At 56.7% G+C, this 21,761-nt stretch carries 15 protein-coding genes; 5 read left to right on the forward strand and 10 right to left on the reverse strand.

From position 1 onward, the window contains the following. Nucleotides 1-133: 133 nt before the first annotated feature. On the reverse strand, nt 134-829 hold the full coding sequence (locus FYC48_RS01850; protein WP_149494993.1) for a transposase: 696 nt from the start codon (nt 827-829) through the stop codon (nt 134-136). A 114-nt stretch (nt 830-943) separates the two neighbouring features. Between FYC48_RS01850 and FYC48_RS01855 the strand changes: the two genes are divergently transcribed. Continuing rightward, the gene (locus FYC48_RS01855) at nt 944-1,477 is read left to right on the forward strand and encodes a DinB family protein (protein WP_235034021.1); all 534 of its coding nucleotides are present in this window, start codon (nt 944-946) and stop codon (nt 1,475-1,477) included. A gap of 15 nt (nt 1,478-1,492) precedes the next feature. On the opposite strand, the gene FYC48_RS01860 is transcribed toward FYC48_RS01855, so the two are convergent. The 9 genes from FYC48_RS01860 to FYC48_RS01900 form a co-directional block, all read right to left on the reverse strand. Next, nucleotides 1,493-2,875: a tRNA modification GTPase gene (locus FYC48_RS01860; protein WP_235034022.1), complete on the reverse strand. Its 1,383-nt coding sequence runs from the start codon at nt 2,873-2,875 to the stop codon at nt 1,493-1,495. A gap of 40 nt (nt 2,876-2,915) precedes the next feature. After that, a complete protein-coding gene (locus FYC48_RS01865; RefSeq protein ID WP_160149275.1) occupies nt 2,916-5,630 on the reverse strand; it encodes a protein-disulfide reductase DsbD family protein in 2,715 nt (904 codons plus the stop codon). 104 nt (nt 5,631-5,734) lie between these two features. Next, nucleotides 5,735-6,781, reverse strand: a complete 1,047-nt coding sequence (locus tag FYC48_RS01870; RefSeq protein WP_160149276.1) for a phosphotransferase — start codon at nt 6,779-6,781, stop codon at nt 5,735-5,737. Between the two features lie 57 nt (nt 6,782-6,838). Beyond that, complete coding sequence (locus tag FYC48_RS01875; protein WP_149494996.1) at nt 6,839-7,459, reverse strand: hypothetical protein; 621 nt, start codon at nt 7,457-7,459, stop codon at nt 6,839-6,841. A gap of 266 nt (nt 7,460-7,725) precedes the next feature. Continuing rightward, nucleotides 7,726-8,205, reverse strand: a complete 480-nt coding sequence (tsaE, locus tag FYC48_RS01880; RefSeq protein ID WP_149494997.1) for a tRNA (adenosine(37)-N6)-threonylcarbamoyltransferase complex ATPase subunit type 1 TsaE — start codon at nt 8,203-8,205, stop codon at nt 7,726-7,728. A 60-nt stretch (nt 8,206-8,265) separates the two neighbouring features. After that, entirely contained in the window at nt 8,266-10,278 is a 2,013-nt protein-coding gene (locus FYC48_RS01885; RefSeq protein ID WP_160149277.1) for a hypothetical protein, read from the reverse strand. Continuing rightward, the gene (gene guaB / locus FYC48_RS01890; RefSeq protein WP_149494999.1) at nt 10,211-11,695 is read right to left on the reverse strand and encodes an IMP dehydrogenase; all 1,485 of its coding nucleotides are present in this window, start codon (nt 11,693-11,695) and stop codon (nt 10,211-10,213) included. The genes FYC48_RS01885 and guaB overlap by 68 nt, the downstream gene beginning before the upstream one ends. 176 nt (nt 11,696-11,871) lie before the next feature. Continuing rightward, entirely contained in the window at nt 11,872-13,479 is a 1,608-nt protein-coding gene (locus FYC48_RS01895) for a prenyltransferase/squalene oxidase repeat-containing protein (protein WP_235034023.1), read from the reverse strand. Nucleotides 13,480-14,110: 631 nt separating this feature from the next. After that, nucleotides 14,111-14,842, reverse strand: coding sequence for a hypothetical protein (locus FYC48_RS01900; protein WP_149495000.1), 732 nt, complete (start codon nt 14,840-14,842; stop codon nt 14,111-14,113). Nucleotides 14,843-14,897: 55 nt separating this feature from the next. Between FYC48_RS01900 and aroB the strand changes: the two genes are divergently transcribed. The 4 genes from aroB to FYC48_RS01920 all read left to right on the forward strand — a co-directional run bounded on the left by aroB (nt 14,898) and on the right by FYC48_RS01920 (nt 21,678). Next, nucleotides 14,898-16,013, forward strand: a complete 1,116-nt coding sequence (gene aroB / locus FYC48_RS01905; protein WP_149495001.1) for a 3-dehydroquinate synthase — start codon at nt 14,898-14,900, stop codon at nt 16,011-16,013. Nucleotides 16,014-16,271: 258 nt separating this feature from the next. After that, nucleotides 16,272-18,743: a DUF1592 domain-containing protein gene (locus FYC48_RS01910; protein ID WP_235034024.1), complete on the forward strand. Its 2,472-nt coding sequence runs from the start codon at nt 16,272-16,274 to the stop codon at nt 18,741-18,743. A gap of 11 nt (nt 18,744-18,754) precedes the next feature. Continuing rightward, nucleotides 18,755-20,077 carry a DUF1552 domain-containing protein gene (locus FYC48_RS01915; RefSeq protein WP_390622098.1) on the forward strand — a complete coding sequence of 441 codons (1,323 nt, stop codon included), beginning with the start codon at nt 18,755-18,757 and terminating at the stop codon, nt 20,075-20,077. A gap of 92 nt (nt 20,078-20,169) precedes the next feature. Next, nucleotides 20,170-21,678: a sulfatase gene (locus tag FYC48_RS01920; RefSeq protein WP_235034025.1), complete on the forward strand. Its 1,509-nt coding sequence runs from the start codon at nt 20,170-20,172 to the stop codon at nt 21,676-21,678. Nucleotides 21,679-21,761 lie beyond the last annotated feature (83 nt).

Raw genomic sequence — 21,761 nt, forward strand, 5'->3', positions numbered from 1 at the left:
CGGCTGGGGGCGGTGTGGCAATCATATCGCCCCAAAATATTGCTCATCGACGGCTATAGCAAACCGAACGACACCACGTCAACGCACATCCTATTTCCCCCACCCCAACGAGGGGCCACCCCAAAAAAGGGGGTCAGGACTCTTTACCGTTCCCTGGTGGCCGCTTTTTAGGGCGGCCTCTTGGACGGAGTGTCGATTCTAAGTCCAAACGCCTGGCGATTGACTCGACCCAGCCGGCATCGCCTAGCGGGCTGCCCCGACGAATCGACCAGCGGATTCGATCTAGCTCCTTTTCCTCCAGTGGTGTATTCACTCGGTCCAGCCAGCCTGGAGGACGACGGATAGGCCAGGGCGAGAGGAGCTTCGGAATCGGTTCGCTCGAACAGTTCCACCGATAAAGTGATCCCCAACGCCAGGCTTCTGCGCGGGCGACTAGTCCGGCTCGCATGGCATTGCGTTCCACGTAGCGGCAGAGCGTCAGAAAGTGGTCATCGTCTTGGACCGGGAAGCTTTTAAAGCGTCCCTGGTACACGTGCCCTTCGCCAGAACTGCTGTAGTGGGCATGGTATCGCATCGTGTGGGTAAGACTGACCCACCGCAAAAAATTGCTCATCCCACCGTCTGCGGTCGGCTGCAGGGCGAAGTGCCAGTGATTGGGCATCAACTGGTATGCCAAGATACGACACGGGTATCGCTCTAATCCTTCGCTGAGAATATTCTCGAAGGCCTCATAGTCGGCGTCTTTATGAAAGATCGTCGATCGCGCGTTGCCTCGATTAAAGGCATGGTAAATGGCGTTCTTCTCGTCGGCTCGCTTGGGTCGTGGCATTCCCCCAGTGTAACCACACACCAGATCGCCGAAAAGAGTCCTGACACCTTTTACATGGTTTCGGTACACTCGGGATGTTTTGAGTATCAACCACGTTTAATGTCGAGGAACGAGATGAGCCAGTCGGGCAATTTGATCGGAGAGATGATCGCGGCATCGGCCAAGCTAGCAATGGGGTACGCGGACCGACTGCTGACGGGAGTCGGGCCAGACGACTTTGCACGTTTTGCTGCCGTCGGTGATACGACTGTTCAGGCTAATCACCCATGCTTCATCCTCGGGCACCTGAGTTTGTATCCCTGCCGAGTCGTCTCGCAGCTTGGCGGGGACGCCGCGTCGATCGAACCCACTGACGCGTTTGAGACCTGCTTCAATAAGGATGCTGCCTGCAGGGACGATGTCGACGGAACGATCTACCCGAACATGGATGCGGTCGTCGATGCTTTTCGCCGATCTCATCAACTCGCGATCGAAACGGTCCGATTAGCTACCGATGATCAGTTCGATGCACCGAATCCGAACGAAGCGATGCGTGAAAAGTTCCCGACGATCGCGGCGATGCATGGGTTCTACTTGGGCGGACACCTGATGATCCACATGGGACAGTTCAGCACATGGCGACGCATCAAAGGCATGGGCGCGGCCTGACGGCGCCTGGCAAATTTACTTGCCGATACAAAAACGGCTGAAGACGCGATCAAGTATGTCATCGGTGTAAACGGCGCCGGTGACTTCACCCAAGAAAGATGCGGCTAACCGCAGCTCGCTAGAGACATATTCATGACCGTTACCGCCACGAACAAAACCGATCGCCGCTTCGATCGCTTGCTCGGCTGCGAGCAGACTACCGCGACACCGCGCGGCTGTACCGACGACGGACGCCGAGTCATTCCCTGAAACTTGCTCGAGTGAACGTTCAATCGATTGACGCAGCGTTTCAAGGCCGCGTCCCGTTTTGACACTCGTCGCGATCCATGGTGGCTCCACCAAACATGTAGGATCATCGCATTTAGTTGCGACCCACAAATCAATCGACGACCGCCGCTTCTCATTGGCCAGTCGTCTCATCTGATCGGCATGTACAATGAAGTCCCGATGATTGACGTCGACGCACCAGAGCCGTATGTCAGCATCATGACCGGCCCGACCGCCGAGACTCTGCGCGACCCGCATGATCTGATCTTCCGGCGAGTCACCTTCGACGAATTCTAATCCAGCGGTGTCGGCAAAAGTCACGTCAAAATCACCGATCTGCATCGTGATCGCAACGACGTCACGAGTCGTCCCGGCGACATCGGTCACGATCGCGGCGTCGCGTCCGGCCATCGCATTGATCAAGCTACTCTTCCCTGCATTGGGAAGGCCTCGTAAAGCCAACGTCCAATTCGATTTGTCCTCGCGGCGTAACTCGAGTTGTTCACGTGTCTTCGAAAGACTTTCAGCCATCAACGTCAGTCGAGCCGTCAGCTGATCATCCTCAATAAACTGAATGTCTTCGTCGACAAAATCGAGTCCCGCTTCGACATCGGCCAACAGGTCCAACAGTTCGCCCCGAAGCCGCTCAATCGGCTTGGAAAGGTTTCCCGCCAACTGCCGAAGTGCATGATCGAGCGCCCCGCGTGACTCGGCGTCGATAACCCCCAGCACCGCCTCGGCTTGGGCGAGGTCCAAACGACCGGCCAAGAAAGCACGCATCGTGAATTCTCCCGGCCTCGCCGCCCGAGCGCCGACGGCAATCGACGCATCGACAAGGGACTGCAAAATGGGTAGCGAACCATAGGTATGCAGTTCGACTGACGGCTGGCCGGTATAGCTGCGTGCGGTTGGCCAAAGCAACGCACGAACAGGGACCCGGCCGAGCGGTTCGCCAAGATCTACTTGATCGTCGACACAATGGGGACGCGCGTGACTTGTCGGCTCGATCCCAAGCCGGCGCACAATTTCAATCGCCTCGGATCCCGACATTCGAATTGCCCCGCGCACCGCCGGAGTCGACGGTGTCGCGATTGCAACGATCGTTTCGCCGACTTCGACGACGCCCATCATGACTCGATTTACTTCACTGGCTCTTGCTTCACCGTTCGCATCAACGACTCGCAACGGGCGACGGTTCTTTGACGGCCGAGATCAGACGTGTCGCCTGTGGTGAGGAGCCGGCGACATTGGCTGCCGAGTCGCTTCCATCGCCGACACTGGGGCCCGCCTCCTGAAGGGCAGCGAGCACCATATTTTGGCTAACCAGATCACGCAAGATGATTGGACTGCCGGGAGATTTCCCAGGGTAGATCGCAAGCATCGGAATCGACTTGCTACCGAGTTCGGTTTCAAGTTTTTTGACCAGATCCTCAGGTTGATCGGTTAAGTCGGCGAGCATCGCAACGCCATCAAGGTCCTCGAGCATCTTGCGAGTCGCTTCGGTGTCGAGCGCGACTTCTTTGTTAACGATACAGTTCACGCACCATGCGGCGGTGAAGTCTAACATGACAGTCTTGCCCATCGCGTGCAGTTCTTTCAAACGCACCTCGTCATACTTTTCCCAACGCAGGTGGTCGTCGACAATGTACTCGACGCCACTGCCTTCAGCTCGAATGACGGGTTTGGCGGTCAGGTAGGTGAACGCCGCCAACCCGATGACAATCGCACTGGTCACACCGATTGACCATCCGCGCACCTGCTTTTGCAGTGATTCCCATGGCGGGACCTTACCGATCACCCAACAACCAAACCAAACACCAATCAAGGTTACGAAGACCGGCAACTTCTGCCCATCGCTGAACTGATTGAAAAAGAACGCGACGGTTCCGAGAAACAGAAACGCCAAAAACTCTTTGAGCGTCACCATCCAGTTGCCGGGCTTGGGCAAGAAACCAACCAAGCTAGGAAAGATCCCTAAAATGATGTAGGGAATCGACATTCCCAAACCAACGGTCATCAACACGGCCGCCTTTTCTGGTCCGGGCATTGCGATCGTGTACGCCAAGGCCGCCCCCAACAGCGGACCGCTGCAAGGCGTGGCCATCAGCGTCGCGAAAATCCCGGTGAAGAACGCCCCCGCCGGACCTTCACGTTGCTGCAGGTCTTGTGACTTCTCACCCGTTGCGATTCCCGGCGTCGGCAGCTCCCAAACGCCCAAATACGATAACGCCAATGCAAAGATCAGAACAGTTAACCCAAGACGCACGGGGAAGTAGGCGAGTTGCTGTCCCCACCCGAAGGAAGCGAAGACGGCGAGGCAGGTGAGCAATCCGAAGACGCACAAAATTCCGGCAACATACGCGAAATTCAGCATCATCACACGTTTGCGATCTTCGCCGGCTTGTTGGACAAAGCTCATCACTTTGAGACCAACGACCGGCAATACGCAGGGCATCAGGTTCAAGATCAAACCGCCACCAAAGGCGAGCAACAAAATGAACGGCAAAGCAGCTTTTTGCTCCGACTGGCTCAAGACAACCGGTGTTACGGCGTCCTCTGATCCATCCTCAGCCGTTGCAGAATCATTGACTGCGATCGCTTCGTCATCGGCGGTCGACTGCGAAGACAGCTTTGGCTCTTCGGTCGCTCCGATCGGAGCGACTCGATCAACCCAAGCATTCTCGGCTGCGGCGTCGAGGACGTTGACGTACTTTGCCGCGGTGATCTTGATCGGCTGAAGTGTTTGCTCGGTCTTGTCGGTGACATTGATCGTCGCAGTAAACTCCAACCCCATCGGCTGCAAACAACTGCTGTCCGTGCAAGCTTGGTAGGCGATGAAGCCCTTCAGTTCATGCGGACCAGACGAGACGGACTGGGGAACGGAGATCGGCAGTGACCAAGTCGCGTCGCCTTTGTGATAACGTACCGCGGGGAGCACTTCCGATTTGACAAGCGGCTGCTCTGTGTGGGGCTCGCCAACTTTCAGGCCGCCCTTTTCGGTGACGACAAAGTTGGTCGCATTCCGGCTATCATCCGTTTTCGCACTGTAGACGTGGTATTCGCCGGATGGTTTGGCACGGAACACCAATTGCCCACGTTGGCCGGGAGCGATCGACGCTGAAACACCGGCCAACCAGGAGACCTCGTAATCCTCTTCTTGAAACTTCGTTGTCTTTGCAGCCGGATCGGCAAATGGGTCGACATTCTTAGCCGCGTCGTCGGCGTTCGCAAAAACCGTGGTTCCGCCCTCCAGTGGACCGGCGTGGGCTGCCGTCAACGTCGCGTTCGCGGGCATGCAAGAACCGCCGGTTTTACAAACCAACGATTTAATGTCGACTTCGATCGCGTCTTGATATCCGCGGGGAAGTTCAAGCGGTGCCGACCACACGACTTTGCCGTCATGTTCTTCAATCGTTACGCCCGGGTAAACGTCCGAAACGCTTTTGGCGGGCGGCGCGTCGGGCCGGACGGGACCGGTGATTTTTACCGAACTTGAATTCTTGATGCTGATCTTGGTTGGCAGAGGACCGCCGGATGGCTGAGTCGTGGAGTAGATATGCCATGACTTTCCAATGATCGCTTCGACTTCCAAACGGCCTTTGTCACCCGATGCGAAGTAACGGGCGGAAAACTTATAGGGCTCGGCGTTGTTTTCCGCGATGCTTCCAAAATTGATATCGCCGAAGAGACTTTCGTCATCTTCACTGCTTCCCAATTGCCCGAACCCATCGGGATTAAACGTCGAAGTGTCAAATTGCGCGGCGACCGGGCTTGCCGCGATCGCGACCGAGATCAACGCCACAAAAGCGACAGCGGCCCAAGCCAGCCGACGCGAATTTTGGAACGTCAAACGGGACGAAGCCATGCTGTACAGGGAAGACGTCATTGCTGGTCGCCGCATCATTCGAATAGGGGTATCGGTTCGATTCATGATCGCTCGCACTATCATTTTTGTTGCCCCCGAAGTTTACTTGTCGAGGACAAAAAACGTCAATGTTCTGCATCGCGAGAGGCGTAATCGGTCAATCGACCAAGTCGCCGTTGCACACGGTCTAAATCAGGAAATTGTCGTGACTCGTCTATCAACCAGACGACCCAATTTGCCAAGCTAATCCATAGTGAAGCACGGGCAATCGCTACCAATAGTTTACTAGAAGTTGCTGGTAGTGCAGGAAATGGCGTGCCGGGAGAACATTCCGCCAACGTTTGCTCGGCGATCTGGGCCGGAGCCTGCCAAAAACACTGGAAACTCCCCAACCAGCGGGCAAAATCGACAAGGGGTGAATCGACCCTCATCGCATCGAAGTCGATGATACCGGTGACCTGCCCGGCGTCGAACAACAGGTGCTCCTGATGAACGTCGCGAAGAATCCAATGTTGTGGCAAATCAACGCCGCGAAACTCTCCCAGTTCGGCACCAATTTGATGGCATTTCCGCTCCCAATGTAGCCGCAGCACATGACAGGCATCGGAAACGCGCCAGCAAAGCTCCTGGGGGACAGACCCCACTGTCTTGCTAGCAAGACAAGTCTGCAGGGTGACAGAGCCCCGGCGAATCCGATCAAGTCGTTCCTCGATCGCGGCCGACGGGGACAGAGCAGGCCAAGGTTTGAGTTCGCGGAGCGTCCGATGAACCAAACCGATTGCCTGAGCACCTTTTCGAACGAGCTCCCAATCTGCGTCCTGAGCGATCGGCTGACCGTTGACCCATGTGGCCAGCTCCCAGAGTCGCCCCTGTTGATCGGCTACCAAAGTCTGCCCGTTGAGAGCCGCTCTGTATTTCGGAATGATCCGAGTCCGAATTGCCAGCTCTGATACGACTCGGTGAATTTGGGTGACACGTTGAATTGACGCCCCCGCGGGCCAACATTTGAGAGCAAAACCAGCGGCTGCTTCAGTTGAGCCCAAAAGGCTACCAGAGTCTTTGCGGACAACACATCGGAACACGGATCCACCGCTCAAGCCACCGGGTACCAGATGAGTCGACTCAACATTATTGCAAGCAAGTAATAACTGCCGAACGTCCTCTGGAATCACGCGAGAAAAATCTCCAATGTGCAAATGGTGGGTGGCACCTTACAGGTGCGTGGCACCCTACAGGTGCGATTGATTTGCATTCACCCGTCGGCGCTGAAGTAAAAGCGGAACAGACGCAAAAGCAATTACGGACAGCAACGCAGGCTCGGGGATCGCGGTAATCGCATCGACCCTACCGAAGTTGCTTGAGTATTGCAGCGGAGTTCCATCGGCTTGACGTACCCATCCGGAAAAGCTGACATAAAAGGTTTCCGCTGAATCTCCGTTGTGCTGGATCCCCAACGATGCCATTCGTTTTGATTCGCCAGGCGATAACGTGACGTCCAGATTGCTTAAAGTGCTATCCGCGAACTCCAAGCGGATTTGTCCGGACGGATCCGTGATCGCTTCGTCGGCGGCGATCGCTTCACTGTCTCCCGCAAAGATGTAGTCTGGAGACGTCGCAAAGGATTCCGATTGTGAGCTTTGAAACCAAAGGTTGGCGTACGGGTCGGGGCTGGTCAGCAACTCAAACTCTAGAGACGCAAAAGTCTCGGTCGTCCCGGAAGTCGAGACCCAAACATCAAGCTGGCCAGTGCCACCGATCGGAACGGTCGCTTCACTGAGCGTAAAAACCACCTCCCCGCGACACTGAATCGACGCCGCGCACGACACTACCATCAATACTAGTCTCAGCATTCAAACGCTCGATGAGTGGAGAAAACGTTGAATCAGCTCGAATCGAATCCGCCAGACTCTAAGCCGCCAAACAACGCCCCGTCATTGTAGCCAAACTGACACGTCGGGTTTGTGCGACGAGCCAGCTTGCCGTCATGCTGGTAGTGTTTCTTCGACGTCAAAAATCTAAAGCAGCCGAACGGCATTAGACACGGTTTCTGCGCAATAACCGGGATTAACGCCTGTCGGCTGATGAGCCACGCCAGACATTTTGTCTCGACGGAGCGTTAGAGCAACGAACGAACAATTTCATCACACGTCGATAGGACCGACGCGTTTTGACATTCAAAGCGAAAGCATCTGCGGTCACTCGCTTCGATGGTGATCCATAGGGTCTCCGGCGGCATCACCGATTCGACTTTGTCGGCCCATTCGACGAGCACCCAAGTCTGTGGGGCGTCGAACAGTTCCTCGACGCCAAGTGCTAAGAACTCATCTTCGTCATGCACACGATAAGCATCCATGTGATGCAGCATGATCGGACCGGCAGCCATGGTCGCTTGATAGCTGGAAAGCAACGTGAACGTCGGACTGGTCACGTCGCTCGCATCGATCCCTGCCGCCTTCGCGATCGCCTGGGTGAACGTCGTCTTCCCAGCCCCAAGGGTCCCCACTAACCCGATCGTCAACTGCTCCGGTAAACGCCCCACCATCGCGTCGGCGAGCCGCGTTAGTTTCGACAGATCAACTTGATCGAGTTGCAACATCGGAAGCCATTGCGGTCAGAAAAACGATCGATCCACTTGCGGTCGTCGGTCAGCGTTCCTTTAAGGAACCAACCAAAACGCACCGCTCATGAATGCGCCCTGAGCCAACGCGCCACGTGCACTGATCGGCACCGGAGGAACGATCCAAGGGGCACAGTTACCGGGGCGATAATAACCCAGGGCGTAGACACATTCGTCAGGAGGATGAATTCCCATCTTGTAAGGCAACACGGCGATGTTGGCGAAGAAGTGCGCCGACGAGACGACCGGTTGCAACCAAGGACCGGCAGTGTGGCCGTAGCGTTCCAAGTTGACTTGTTCAAAGTAACGCGGCTTGCTGCAAAGGTTGGATGCCTTCCAAGTCATGGTCAGCGGAGTCCAGTTTCGCGGCGTATATGCAACCTGCTCAACCAAGCATTCCTTCGGCAGTCCCCAGTTGTCGGCAAGATAACCGAGATCACCTTCGCTTAACTGATTGACGGGAACTTCTTCTCGTTCGCCAGCTTCGGTTTCAATGATCACTTGCTCGTACGCGAGGCCAACAAGACGTCCACGTGCGATCTCTTGGCCGCCAAGGTTACTCCAAGGACGAATCGATTGACGCGTTTCAAACTTTTGCCGTTGTTTGTCGTAGTCTTCCGGATCAAACAAATCGGGACGAAACGGTGGGCTTGGATCCAGCGAAATCGTATCGATAGTTTCCCGGGCAATCCGTTCGCGAAAGTCTTCGCAGGACAGTTCGTTTGGTCGCAACATTGATGTTTCGCCGAAGGTGGCTTCCTCATTCATTCGGCCGCGTCCGGGAAACCCGTCCGTCGGACGATCGCTCGGAGACGCCTCACCGGAAGGGCGATCAAGCTGCGCCGGTGGCGTAAAACGAAAGCCGTCCATCGAATCGGCTGCGTCCGGCGACGTATCCGGGGTCGGCACCGGAGGCTTCTCGGTGGCTGGTGCGGGTGCCGATTCCTGCGGGACGGCTTGCCGATCGGCCTGTTGTTCGGGAAACAGGCTGGGATCATTCAGCAATCCGCGAAGCTCGGATTTTCCCGCAGACGCGTCGGCCGGTGCGGGCAATTCTTGATCGGGTAGTGGAATCTGCTCGGTCGCCGGAGCCGTCGGATCAGGCATCATTTGACCACGGAACGGATTCGCTGGCGTCGATTGTTGCGGCAGCGTTGTTTCGGGAAGACCAAATCCACCGGTCGCCGGCGCCTCGTCGACCTGTGGGTCCGGAACCGGAATTGGGGCGGCAGCCATGCGAGCCGAGCTGGCAGGCGGAGCGGCCTTGGTTCCATCGGCAAACGGATCGTTGAAGAAATCTTCCGGTCGAGGCAAACGCTCTTGAAGCTGGCCTTGAGCGATCGGGGCCACGCCGCGTCGGTAATTTGCCACCGGTCCGCGTTGAGGTCGGCCTAAGCCGGAACCACCGGCCGTGGTCGCAGGTACCGATTCGGTGTGCGCGGTTTGCTGGATCACCGGCTGACGGGTTTGCCGAACAGAAGACTGTTGGGCGAACGCGTTGTCCTGCTGGTGGTAAGCTGACTGAACACTGCCGCGCTGAATAAACTGCCGCGCGTGCAATTGCTGATCGGACGCGTGTTGTTGCGTCATCGAGGACTGAGCCGTCCGTCGCTGCGATTGTGGGAACGTTTGCGGTGCGGCGTAAGCTTGCGGTGCGACCGGAGCGGCGGTGTGGTTGACCGTCGCTGGCGGTTTGATACTGGCGGCAGAGTTAACACTGGCTGCAGAATCGCTGCGTGCCGGCTGTGCAAAGACATCGTTCGCAGGAACTTGAACCGGGGCGGGCGTGACCCGTGAACTTTTCCGCCATCGCAGATTTGATCCCTGCGAGTTCACCTGCTGGGGGCCAGCGGGTTGGGCGGCGACCGGCAAAGGTGCCATCGCCTGTTGGGCGAACAGAGGTTCGCCGAGCCCAAGACTGCTCAGCGGAGAAAACGTGACCAGGGCGCCGAGCAACAACCGTGTCGGACGCGCCAGTCTGGCCTTAGCCTTGGTCGGATGACCCGACGTCGGGACTGTAGTTGGGCGCTTCTTGCGTGATCGCAATGTCATGCGGATGGTTCTCCCTTACCGTCGCTGCGGAGACACGGATGAATCGTCCATCCCGCCGCAGCTCTTCGATCGTCCTTGTTCCCAAATATCCCATGCCCGCTCGCAAGCCGCCGACCAATTGGTAAACGTAGTCGCTAAGCGGACCTTTGTAAGGCACACGGCCTTCAACGCCTTCGGGGACAAGCTTCCCAGCTTGCACGCCCTTCTGGCGGTATCGATCACTGCTGCCTTTGACCATGGCACCCATCGATCCCATCCCACGGTACGCTTTGAACGTTCGACCTTGGTAAAGGATCACTTTGCCGGGGCTCTCGGCGAGTCCGGCAAACAGACTGCCAATCATCACGGTGCTGGCACCAGCAACGATTGCTTTCGTAATGTCACCGCTGAAGCGAACGCCGCCGTCGGCGATGACAGGTATGTTTTGTTTCTTGGCGACCTCGGTCGCTCGCATGATCGCGGAGATCTGTGGTACACCAACGCCGCTGATAACGCGGGTGGTGCAAATCGACCCCGGACCGATGCCAACTTTGATCGCGTCGGCCCCCGCACTAATCAGGGCCTCGGCGCCTTCTGCCGTCGCCACGTTTCCGGCGACAACATCGATATCCCAGCTCTGCTGTGCTTTGATCTCACGAACTGTTTCGACCACATTCTTACTGTGGCCGTGCGCCGAATCGACGACCAGCAAGTCAACGCCTTGCTTGATCAACTGCTCGGCACGGACCAGATCGCCGACCCCAATCGCCGCCCCGACTCGCAATCTCCCTTGCGAATCTTTGCAGGCTCGAGGGAATCGCTTCATCATGTCGATGTCGCGAATCGTGATCAGACCCGTTAGTTTTCTATCTTCGTCAATCAGCAAGAGTTTCTCGACTCTTTTTGCCGTTAAAATCCGCTCAGCTTCCTCAAGCGTTACATTCCCCGTACCCGTCACCAAATTCTCACAGGTCATCACCTCGGAAACTGGGAGATCTGGGTCCTCCAGGAAGCGCAGGTCGCGGCGGGTGAGAATCCCGGCAAGGGTTCCGTCCTCATGAACGATCGGGATCCCTGACACGTTTGCTTGATCCATCAGCTCGGCTGCTCGACCGACCTTTTCCCCCGGCGGAAGGGTCACCGGATCGATGATAATCCCGTTGGCCGAGCGTTTGACCTTCAAGACTTCTTCAGTCTGGGCCTCGGTCGAGAGGTTCTTATGGACGATCCCAAGCCCCCCTTCTTTGGCCAGTCCGATTGCCATCTCGGCTTCAGTCACCGTGTCCATGGGGGACGATAGCAGCGGAATCTGCAACCGAATGCGTTTGGTCAGATGGCTGCTAACATCGACTTCGCTGGGAACGACTTCGCTGTACCGGGGCTCCAGAAGCACGTCGTCAAACGTGACACCGCTGTAGCTAATTTTATCTTCAAACATGCCGTACCTGTCACGCTGAAGGGCTGATCTGGGGAAAAGCCCGCCAGTATGACGCTTCGAACTCAATCGCGGAAGTGGCGCCCCTGCTGAAGACGACTCGACGAACACTTAGCGGCAGCGTGTTCGGCAATGCGCCGAACCAATGACGCCGCACCGAACGCTACCAAGACTGACGATTAAAGCGGGAACTCTTCCTCGGCGGCGACTTCGGCGTACAACGGCATATGACGATAATAGACTTCCAAGATCATCGTCGCGAACGAAGTCAGGCAAAGTCGGCCACTATCGGAGAGGTGCTTGACTTCGGGGAAAAACCAACTGCCTTTGGCACCGCGTGATTGATCTTGGGTCTCGACCAACCAATCGCGCAATTCGGTGTTGAATTCATCCCACTCTTTGCCACCGTGATGCCGCAACACCTGGGCGGCGTAGTAGTCGTAGTACAGGTCTTTCTTTAGCACGCCGCGTTTGGCGAGGTGCTGAACTCCCCGCTTGATTCCTGGGTGGTTCTTATCCCATCCGGTATACATGCGGCACAGCAATCCGACCGCCGAGGTAGCGGGGCGAAAACTGGTCACCGGCCCGGTGTAGCCGTAGATCGAACCGTTGTCGCTGGCGACCTTGTCGAGGAACAGGACGGACCCTTGGATGGCGTTGGGAGGAATAATCAAGTGTCCCATGTGACCGCTTTTGAGCGCCATCACCTGCCAACCGACTACCGAGGTGTCACCGCCACCGCTGTCGCGAATCCCATATCGCCATCCCCCGTCACGACACTGGGCGACGGAAATGAAGTTGAGCGACGCCTGCGCCGGCCCGGCCAATTCAGGATCGCCGGTCATCGCGTACGCTTCGCAAAGCGTGATCGCTGCCAGACCGTGATCGTACATCGATCCGCCAGCCCGATAGTCGATGTAGGGCAGTCCGCGTTCTTTACCCGGCTTTCCGTTCTGGACGAGGAACCGCAGTCCCGCCATCACGACACCGCTAAATTCACCCTTGATATGCGTTTGACCGGCCCCCAAGAATGGCAACAGCGCCAGCGAAGTCGCGGCATTGAGTTGCCGGGCCCGGCCTTCTTTCGTACAGCCATTGCCGCACGCGCCCTTGCAGACAATTTCGTGCTGGAACGTCCAGGCCCCCGCATTCGGGCCGACTTTGATTTGGTGTCTGGAAAACCACTTTAACGCTTCGGTAACAGCCGCTTCGCTGCTCTCGGTACCGCCGTATTCACGCAGCAGTTTTTTCTTCATGTCGGATGAACGGCTGTCGGTAGGCCGCATGTTCATCATCGACATCGACTGCAACGATGTTGCTGCCGGTGCGACGTCGATGGCGAAATCGCTCATCTCCAGCGGCACCGACGCGATGTCCATCACCGGGGTTTCCATTGCCACGGGTTCGACCATCTCGACCGGATCGGTGATCTCGACCTCCTCGACGGTTTCCTCAGACTCGGCCAATTCGCCAGGATCGAAATCCTCGATCGATAATTCTTCCACCTCCGGACCGTTGTCCTGTGAACTCGACGCCGTCAGCACGTTGACGATCTGGATCGGGTCGGCAATGGACACCAATCCGAGAATGACCAGGATCAACACATGTACCAGCGTGCTGACCAACCAAGCCGGCATCGCTTGAAACATGACAAAACGCCGGTCAGTACTGTAGTCATCACCGCCATCGGATTCGGACTCCGCCGCAGGCTGTGCGGAAGCCGGTGCGGCCGCACTGATCGCGTCAGGTTCTTCGGAGAGCTCGTTCGTATCAGCGTTCGTGCTCACGGACTTCGATTCCTAAATTAGACAAGCTGAAACAGACTAGGAGGGACAGGCAAGGCGGGATCAGCCGACGAGAGAATTTGCTCCGGCGGCCTGATAACAGTCAATCGAATCACAAGTAATCAACACGGGCGTTGATGCGACGAGGCAACCCATACGCGACCGCGCAATCACAACGGTGCAATTCACACGATGCCGGTCGTATCCGTGCTATCTCACAGGGCAACCTGCGAAATACCGATCGATGAAGCATCTACGACGCAACACTGATGTCAAGCTGCCAAGCGATGCCACCTCGCACGCGCTTCGAAGTGTTGACATGAAAGACTAGTGTTTCGTCCCAGTTCAATTTGTGGATTAGCCGAATGGTGTTAGCCACGGTATCCGAGCAAGCATCGGGGCTAACGCCCGTCGGCTGAAAACTCGCACCCGTATTTTCTAATGGAACAAAGCACTCACCCCGGTGGGTTCACTTCCCGGCACATCGCGTCGGTCATTAACTCTCCGACGATCACCCAATGGCAATGTTGACCACCGCTGTAGTGACCATGCCCGTCCGCCTTAATGAACGGCATCGAGTACTCAATTGTACTCAGCCGGTCAGAATTCGGACGCTACGAATTGAAACCTGAGGTCAACTCTCTGGCTCGGGGTTCGGGTCTTTTCGATTCTCCACCCGAATCGGTTCAAAGTCGGCGATCCGTTTGAGGTACTTCGGAACCGCTTCACGATACCGTTCGTTCAGCTGCACCTTTTTGCCCCCACCGAGCTTTCCGACCCAGCCCTGTTCAAGCTCGATCGCAACCGACAAATCCTCAAACCGCCCGGCCGTGGGGTCCGACCAATGCAATACGATCAACTGGTCACTGGCTGAGTCGTCACTGCTTGGGTCGTCACTGGCACCGGAAGCCAACTCCTTCTGGGTCACCGACCCCCACGCGTAGCTCCGATCATCTAGCAGAACATGACGCAGGTGTCCCAGGCCAGGCATTCCGCTTAAACGGACCGGGGTACCGTTCGCCTCGGGTTGGTTGAACATCGGCTGCAGTTCAACCTCCTCGGCCAACTGAAAGGCCGTCACGACATCCTCCCCCCAGAACTCGGTCGTCTTTTCCAGTTGCGTCCTGCGCGCCCAGATGCTGATGAAGCTACCGACGATCCCAAAGACGAGCACGACAACGCCGAACAAAATGCCTCGCCTGGTGATCTGAACACGCGGATCGTTGTACTTGTCAGCATGTCTCTGTTGAACGTGCCCCTCGGCTGGCAAGCTTTCTTGGGCAGCCGACGAGTTTTCTGACGCGAGATTATGTTCGGCGTCGGACAGAGTTTCCGAATCAGGCCGGTCGTCGGGATGAGATTGCATGGGGTAAACTTGCTCGCCAATCAGCTTCTTGAATCCGCCCAAACCGAGTCACAAGATGGAATCCGATCGAACCGCCGAAGCAGAAGAGAAAATTGTTTCGGTCGACTTGGGTGACCGTAGTTATCCAATTCATATTGTCTCCTCGGCAACCGGGCGTTTTGCCGCTGCGGTGAAAAAATCGATCAGCGACCTCTCGCATGCCGTCCTGATCTGCGACCAAGCGGTGGCGGCATTAGGCGAGAGTCTTCGCGAGCAACTGCAACCGGAGGTCGACCGAATCGACTCGATTGAGGTCCCTTCGGGCGAACCGAGCAAGTCGGTTCAGCAGTTCGAAGCGTTGCTCGAGTGGATGCTTCAAAGCGGTGCCGATCGCAAAAGCGTCGTGTTCGCAGTCGGCGGGGGCGTCATCGGCGACTTAGCCGGATACGTCGCTGCGTCGTTTGCCCGTGGCGTCCGTTTCGTCCAAATTCCCACGACGTTGTTGGCGATGGTCGACAGCAGCGTCGGTGGCAAGACAGGCATCAACCTGTCGGGAGCCAAAAATATGGTGGGGGCGTTTTGGCAGCCCGAACTGGTGTGGATCGACACCGAAGCGATGAAGACGCTTCCCGACCGCAGCTACCTCAGTGGCCTAGCCGAAGTGGTCAAGTACGGCGTGATCGACGATGCGGAATTCTTCGATTGCTTGGAGCGAGATGCCGAAGCCCTCGTCCGCCGCGATGAGGACGCACTGCGATTTGCGATCGCCCGAAGCTGCCAATCCAAAGCCAGCGTCGTCGGCGAAGACGAGCGAGAAACCAGCGGACGCCGCGCGATCTTGAATTATGGTCACACGTTTGCCCATGCGATCGAAGCAACCGCCGGCTACGGGGCGTTGCTACACGGCGAAGCTGTTTCGATCGGAATGCAAATGGCGGCGACCTTGGCGATTCGATTGGGGCTCTGCCAGCCATCGTTATTGGAACGGCAAACCGACTTGCTCAAACGCTGTCAGCTTCCGATCACGTTTCCCGCTGCCGATGTCGACGCGATGCTGCCGGTGATGATGCGAGACAAGAAGGTCGCCCACGGAAAGTTGCGTTTCATCCTGCCCAGTGAAATCGGACGGGTGGATTTAGTCGGTGACGTTGATCCGGTGCTCGTTCGAGAAGCGATTCAAAGTCATCGCTAGTGCTTTTATTGTGATTAAGACGGCGATTCGTGCTGCAAAGTCACCGTGTCCGTTGAAGTTCCCGGCACCTCCCTGCCAAAGTGGCAATTGGCTGAAATCAGCGTATTGAATTTCGGTTTTGCTGGCCGATGCGATACAATACGACCAGTGTCAGCCGTCGATCGGTCCCGCCTGCAAAGCCGATCTCGCCGAAGTGTCCGCCCGATAGGAGAGGAACTTCCGGCTGATCCCGCCACTCCCACCAGAACAACTTCCCCGATGAAGTCACGCTTCATTCCTGACCGGTCACCGGTTTGTCGGCCGTACGCTGCGCTTGGTCTGCCGTCTGCCGCGCTTGGATTGTTACTGATCAGCTTTCCGCTCGGCACCGTTTGCTCGGCCGCAGAAGACGTTCAATCACTGACGTCATTCGTCAACGACCATTGCATGGATTGCCACGATGGCCCCGACGGTGAAGGTGGGTTTAATGCCGGATCGCTCAACCTTGACATCTTTGCCGATGCCGCCAGTGAGAAGGACCTGCATCATTGGATCCGTGCGTTTGATCGGGTCGAACAAGGCGAGATGCCACCGCCGGAAGACGTCGAAGTCGACTCCGAAACGCGGGCAACCTTTGTCAAAGACCTGCGCACTGCGATCAAGAACTCGCAAGATCGTCACCATCAGTCGAATGGCCGAGTGCTGTCGCGTCGTCTCACCAACGATCAACTGACGGCAACCTTGGGTGACCTACTATCGATCGACGTTCCGCTTGCTCGCTTGATGCCCGAAGAGCCTCGTGTAGACGGGTTTCGCAACATCGCCGACGCCCAATCGATGTCGTATTATCATCTCGAAGATCACCTGCGGGTCGTCGACGCCGCATTGGACGCGGCCTTCGCCAAACTGCGTACCGCCGACATCCCCGAGGTCATCGATCTACCGGCGAACCGTATCGCCAACAAACGCAAAGGCCAACGCAACCGCGACCCTGAACTCCGCGAAGACGCGGCGGTGATTTGGATGTCGACAATGGCGTTCTATGGTCGTATTTCGCGGACGACTGTTGACGAAGCGGGCTGGTACCGGATCACACTCGAAGCGTCTTCGCTGAACCCACCGGATGACCGCAACGTGTGGTGCTCGATCCGCAGTGGAAAGTGCGTTTCGACAGCCGCCTTGATGTTTTGGATTGGTTCGATCGAACTGACCGAGAAGCCACAAACGTTTCAGTTTGATGCGTGGATCGAGAAAGATCACATGCTGGAAATCCGCCCCGCCGACAACACACTCAAAAAAGCGAAATTCCGCGGTGGACAAGTCGGATTCGGCGAAGGCGAACCGCAAAAGGTTCCCGGCATCGCGATGCACCACCTAAAACTCGAACGCATCTATCCGGCCGGCGATACGAATCAAACGCGGCGGGCGTTGTTCGGTGATCTCGACGTCACCTGGCATCCCAAAAAGAAACAATGGCAACTGCAATACGCTTCGCCGGATAACCCGGCCGGCAAAGCGGCGCTGGTCGAACAAGCCAAACGATTTGCCGCGCGAGCCTTTCGCCGCCCGATCGATGAGCAATCGTTTGCCCCCTATCGGCAGATCATCGAGGCCGGTTGGGATGTTAAGCAAGACCCGGTCGCCCTGCTGCGGCAAACGTATCGTGCGATCCTCTGTTCTCCGCGATTGATCTACTTCACCGAGCCCCCTGGTGAACTTGATGACCATGCGATCGCCTGTCGATTGAGTTATCTGTTGACCGGATCGATGCCGGACGAGGAACTGCGCCGAGCGGCCGACAAGGGACAACTTCGCGACAACCCTGACGCGATCATCACCCATACCCGACGGCTACTCGACGGCCGAGACTTCGATACCTTCGTAACGGACTTTGGTGATCAATGGTTGGACCTTGCCGACATCGCGTTTACCGAACCCGATCGCCGGATGTTTTCCGATTTCGACCTAATCGTTCAAGATGCGATGTTGGGTGAAACTCGTCGCTATTTGAAAACGCTGATCAGTGAAAACCGACCGGCGTCACAGCTGGTCGATAGCGATTTCACCTGGCTGAACGATCGATTGGCGCGGTACTACGACATCGATGTCGAAATCGGCCCCACCGAGTGGAAGCGAGTGGACCTTCGTGATCACGAGTATCGCGGAGGCCTGATGACCCATGGATCAATCTTAAAAGTAACCGCCAACGGCACGGATACCTCGCCGGTCGTTCGCGGTGTTTGGATCTGCGATCGCTTACTCGGAATCCCGATTCCAGATCCGCCGGAGAATGTTCCGGCGATCGAGCCTGATGTTCGTGGTGCCAAAACGATCCGCGAGATGCTAGCCAAACACCGTGAAGATGTTTCCTGTGCTTCTTGCCACAAGCGAATCGACCCGCCAGGGTTTGCACTCGAGATGTTCGATGCCGCCGGACAATGGCGTGAGAATTATCTGGTGCGGAAATCGGGCAAGTATCGTCAAGGTCCGAACATCGATGCGTCATACCAAATGCCCGATGGCCGCAAGTTTGATTCCTTTGTTGAATTTCGCGAATTGGCCGCTTCGACATCTCGACGGATCGCCAAGAACTTTGCCGGACAATTGCTCGTGTATGGCACCGGGACACCGATCACGTTTTCCGACCGCGATCACCTGGAGTCCATTGCGACGGCCGCCGAAGACAACCAATATGGCTTGCGTTCGCTGATCGAAGCGGTCGTGACCAGTCAACCTTTCTTAAATAAATAGCGAGTGGGAACATGTCACTGAAACTGCCTTCGACCGCCAAGCGTTCGGCAATGAAATCGACGTTGGTCCCCCGAGACGCGATCGACCGGCGAACGGTGTTGCGCGGCAGCGGCGTCGCGGTGGCGCTGCCATGGTTATCGGCGATGCAATCGGTGGGTGCCAGCGAAGACACTCGTCCGGCACGCCGCTTTGTTTCCGTTTCGATCGGGCTTGGCCTGCTGGGCGAAAACCTGTTCCCCGAAGACGCCGGCCAGTCTTACCAAACATCGCGGTACCTGAAGTCCCTGCAAGACGTTCGGGAAAAATTCACCGTCGTCTCGGGGACCCATCACCCCGGTGTTTCCAACGGGCACCGTGCAGAAGCGAGCATCCTGACCGCGACACCAATCGGCAATTCAGGCGCCGCAAAGAATACCATTTCGATCGACCAATTGATGGCCAAACACCTTGGCCAAGCGACGCGGTTCCCATCGCTGGTGCTTAGCACCGGCGGCTCGCAAAGCCCGTCATACACCGACACCGGGGCGATGATCTCCGCGGAAAGCTCACCGGCAACGCTGTTCGCCCGATTGTTCATCGATGATTCTGAAAAAGAGCAAGTCCGACAAGCGAACCGAATTCGACAAGGACGCAGCATCATGGACGTAATCGGCGAAGACGCCAAACGACTCGAACGTGAACTCGGGTCTGGCGATCGCCAACGTCTCGACGCCTACTTCACGAGCGTACGTGAACTGGAAAAGCACATGGCGGCCAACGAGCGCTGGGCGAAGCTTCCCAAACCTTCGGTCGATGCGAAACGCCCCGTGCCGCCGAGCCAAAACGATGTCGTCGGGTGTCTTTCGATGATGATGAACGTGATGAAGCTGGCCATTCAAACCGACTCAACGCGTTTCATCACCCTGAACATTCCCGGCAGCAATCACCGTCTGCCGATCGAAGGCGTCGACCAAGGACACCACACACTTAGCCACCACGGGCGTGACCCGGAAAAGCTGGCACAATTGGCGTTGATCGAAGACGAGTTAGTCGCCACCTACGGCGAGTTTCTGCGGTCGTTAGCATCGTTCGAAGAACCTTCAGGTAACTTGCTCGACCACACGTCGGTTTTGATGACCAGTAACTTGGGCAACGCGTCAAATCATGACAATCGCAATCTGCCGGTATTGATCGGCGGCGGTGGCTTTAAGCACGGACAACACTTGGCGTTTGACACCAAGAACAACCATCCGCTGGCCACCCTGTTTGTTTCGATCTTGCAACAAACCGGTTTGCCGGTCGGCGATTTCTCCAGCGGAACAACCACAATGTCGGGACTCGAACCGACCGTTTAACGCCGATGCGGTCACAGTCCGCCGTATGAGCATGCGATTGTCCGATGGGCTAGACTGATGGCGACGATCGACCGGACAAGGTGTTCCGGCCGATGAGCGAACGCCCTTTGGTCACTTATTTGATTGCCATGCGATACACGCTGCAAACCCCAGTTCTTCTGGTCATTGCACTAATCGGTTGTTTCCTGCCCGCTTGCTCGCCGGCGTCTGCCGCCGAACGTCCCAACGTGCTGTTCATCTTCCTCGATGACTTCGGTTGGCGTGACGCAGGCTTCATGGGCACCGATTATTACGAGACGCCGAACCTGGACGCGTTGGCTGCCAAAGGGATGGTGTTTACAGATGCTTACGCCGGTGCCGCCAATTGCGCCCCCTCACGAGCGTGTTTGTTGTCCGGTCAATACACGCCGCGGCACCAGATCTACAACGTCGGGACCCAACGACGTGGAAAAAAACAGCATGGTCGCTTGATGCATGTCCCCGGTACGGACACGCTCTCAACTGATATCGAAACCTGGGCACACCGCGTCAAACAAGCCGGGTACCGAACCGGGACGATCGGCAAATGGCACTTAAGCAACGATCCCTTGCCCTATGGTTTCGACTTTAATTTCGCCGGCACGCATAGCGGAAGCCCACCGCAAGGTTACTATCCGCCGCATGGCAAGATCGCCGAACTTCGTGACGCCCCGAAGGACGAATATCTGACGCGTCGACTTAGCGAAGAAGCGATCAATTTTATTCAACGAGATTCGTCAAAGCCTTGGTTCTTGTATCTCACCCATTTCGCCGTTCACACACCCTTGCAGGGCGAACCGGGGTTGGTGAAAAAGTATCAGCAGAAACCCAAAGGCATGCTGCACAATCATGCCGTGATGGCCGCGATGATCGAAGCCGTCGATCAAGGCGTCGGTGAGATCGTCAATGCGATCGATGAAGCCGGACAAACCGACAATACGATCTTCGTCTTCACCAGCGACAACGGTGGTTACGGTCCGGCGACTTCAATGGATCCACTGAAAGGCTACAAGGGAACCTACTACGAAGGCGGAATTCGCGAGCCGATGTTTATCGTTTGGCCCGGCGTGACTAAGCCTGGATCAAAGAGCGACGTCCCCGTGGTCAACGTTGATTTGTATCCGACATTTTGTGACATGACCGGGGCGGATCTTCCCGAACAACCTCTCGACGGACTGAGCCTGCGTCCGTTGTTGGCGGGCGAAACGTCTGAAGCGTTCGTCGACCGCGCACTATTCTGGCACTTTCCGGCGTACCTTCAGAGTTATGCCCGCATGGACGGCCAACGCGACGTTCTGTATCGCAGCCGCCCATGCGGCATCATTCGTGACGGGCGATGGAAGCTTCATGAATACTTCGAAGACCGTTCGCTCGAGCTGTACGATCTACAGGATGATGTCGGTGAAACAACCAACCTCGCAGAGATGCACCCAGACATCCGTGATCGCTTGCACCGAAAACTGCAGCAGTGGCGACAGGAAACCGGCGCACCGATTCCCGGTCCCAACCCCGACTTCGATGAAACCTCAGAGAAACAGGCAATCGAAAAACTGATGAGAAAGATCAACAAGTCAAACCAGTAGACCACGCCTCGTTCAAGATACCGCGACGAGCGTTAGCTCCGACGATGTAAGCGTCCGGGCTCGTTGAGAGTGAATCAGAATGC

This window comes from Roseiconus lacunae (assembly GCF_008312935.1).
GTDB classification, from domain to species: domain Bacteria; phylum Planctomycetota; class Planctomycetia; order Pirellulales; family Pirellulaceae; genus Stieleria; species Stieleria lacunae.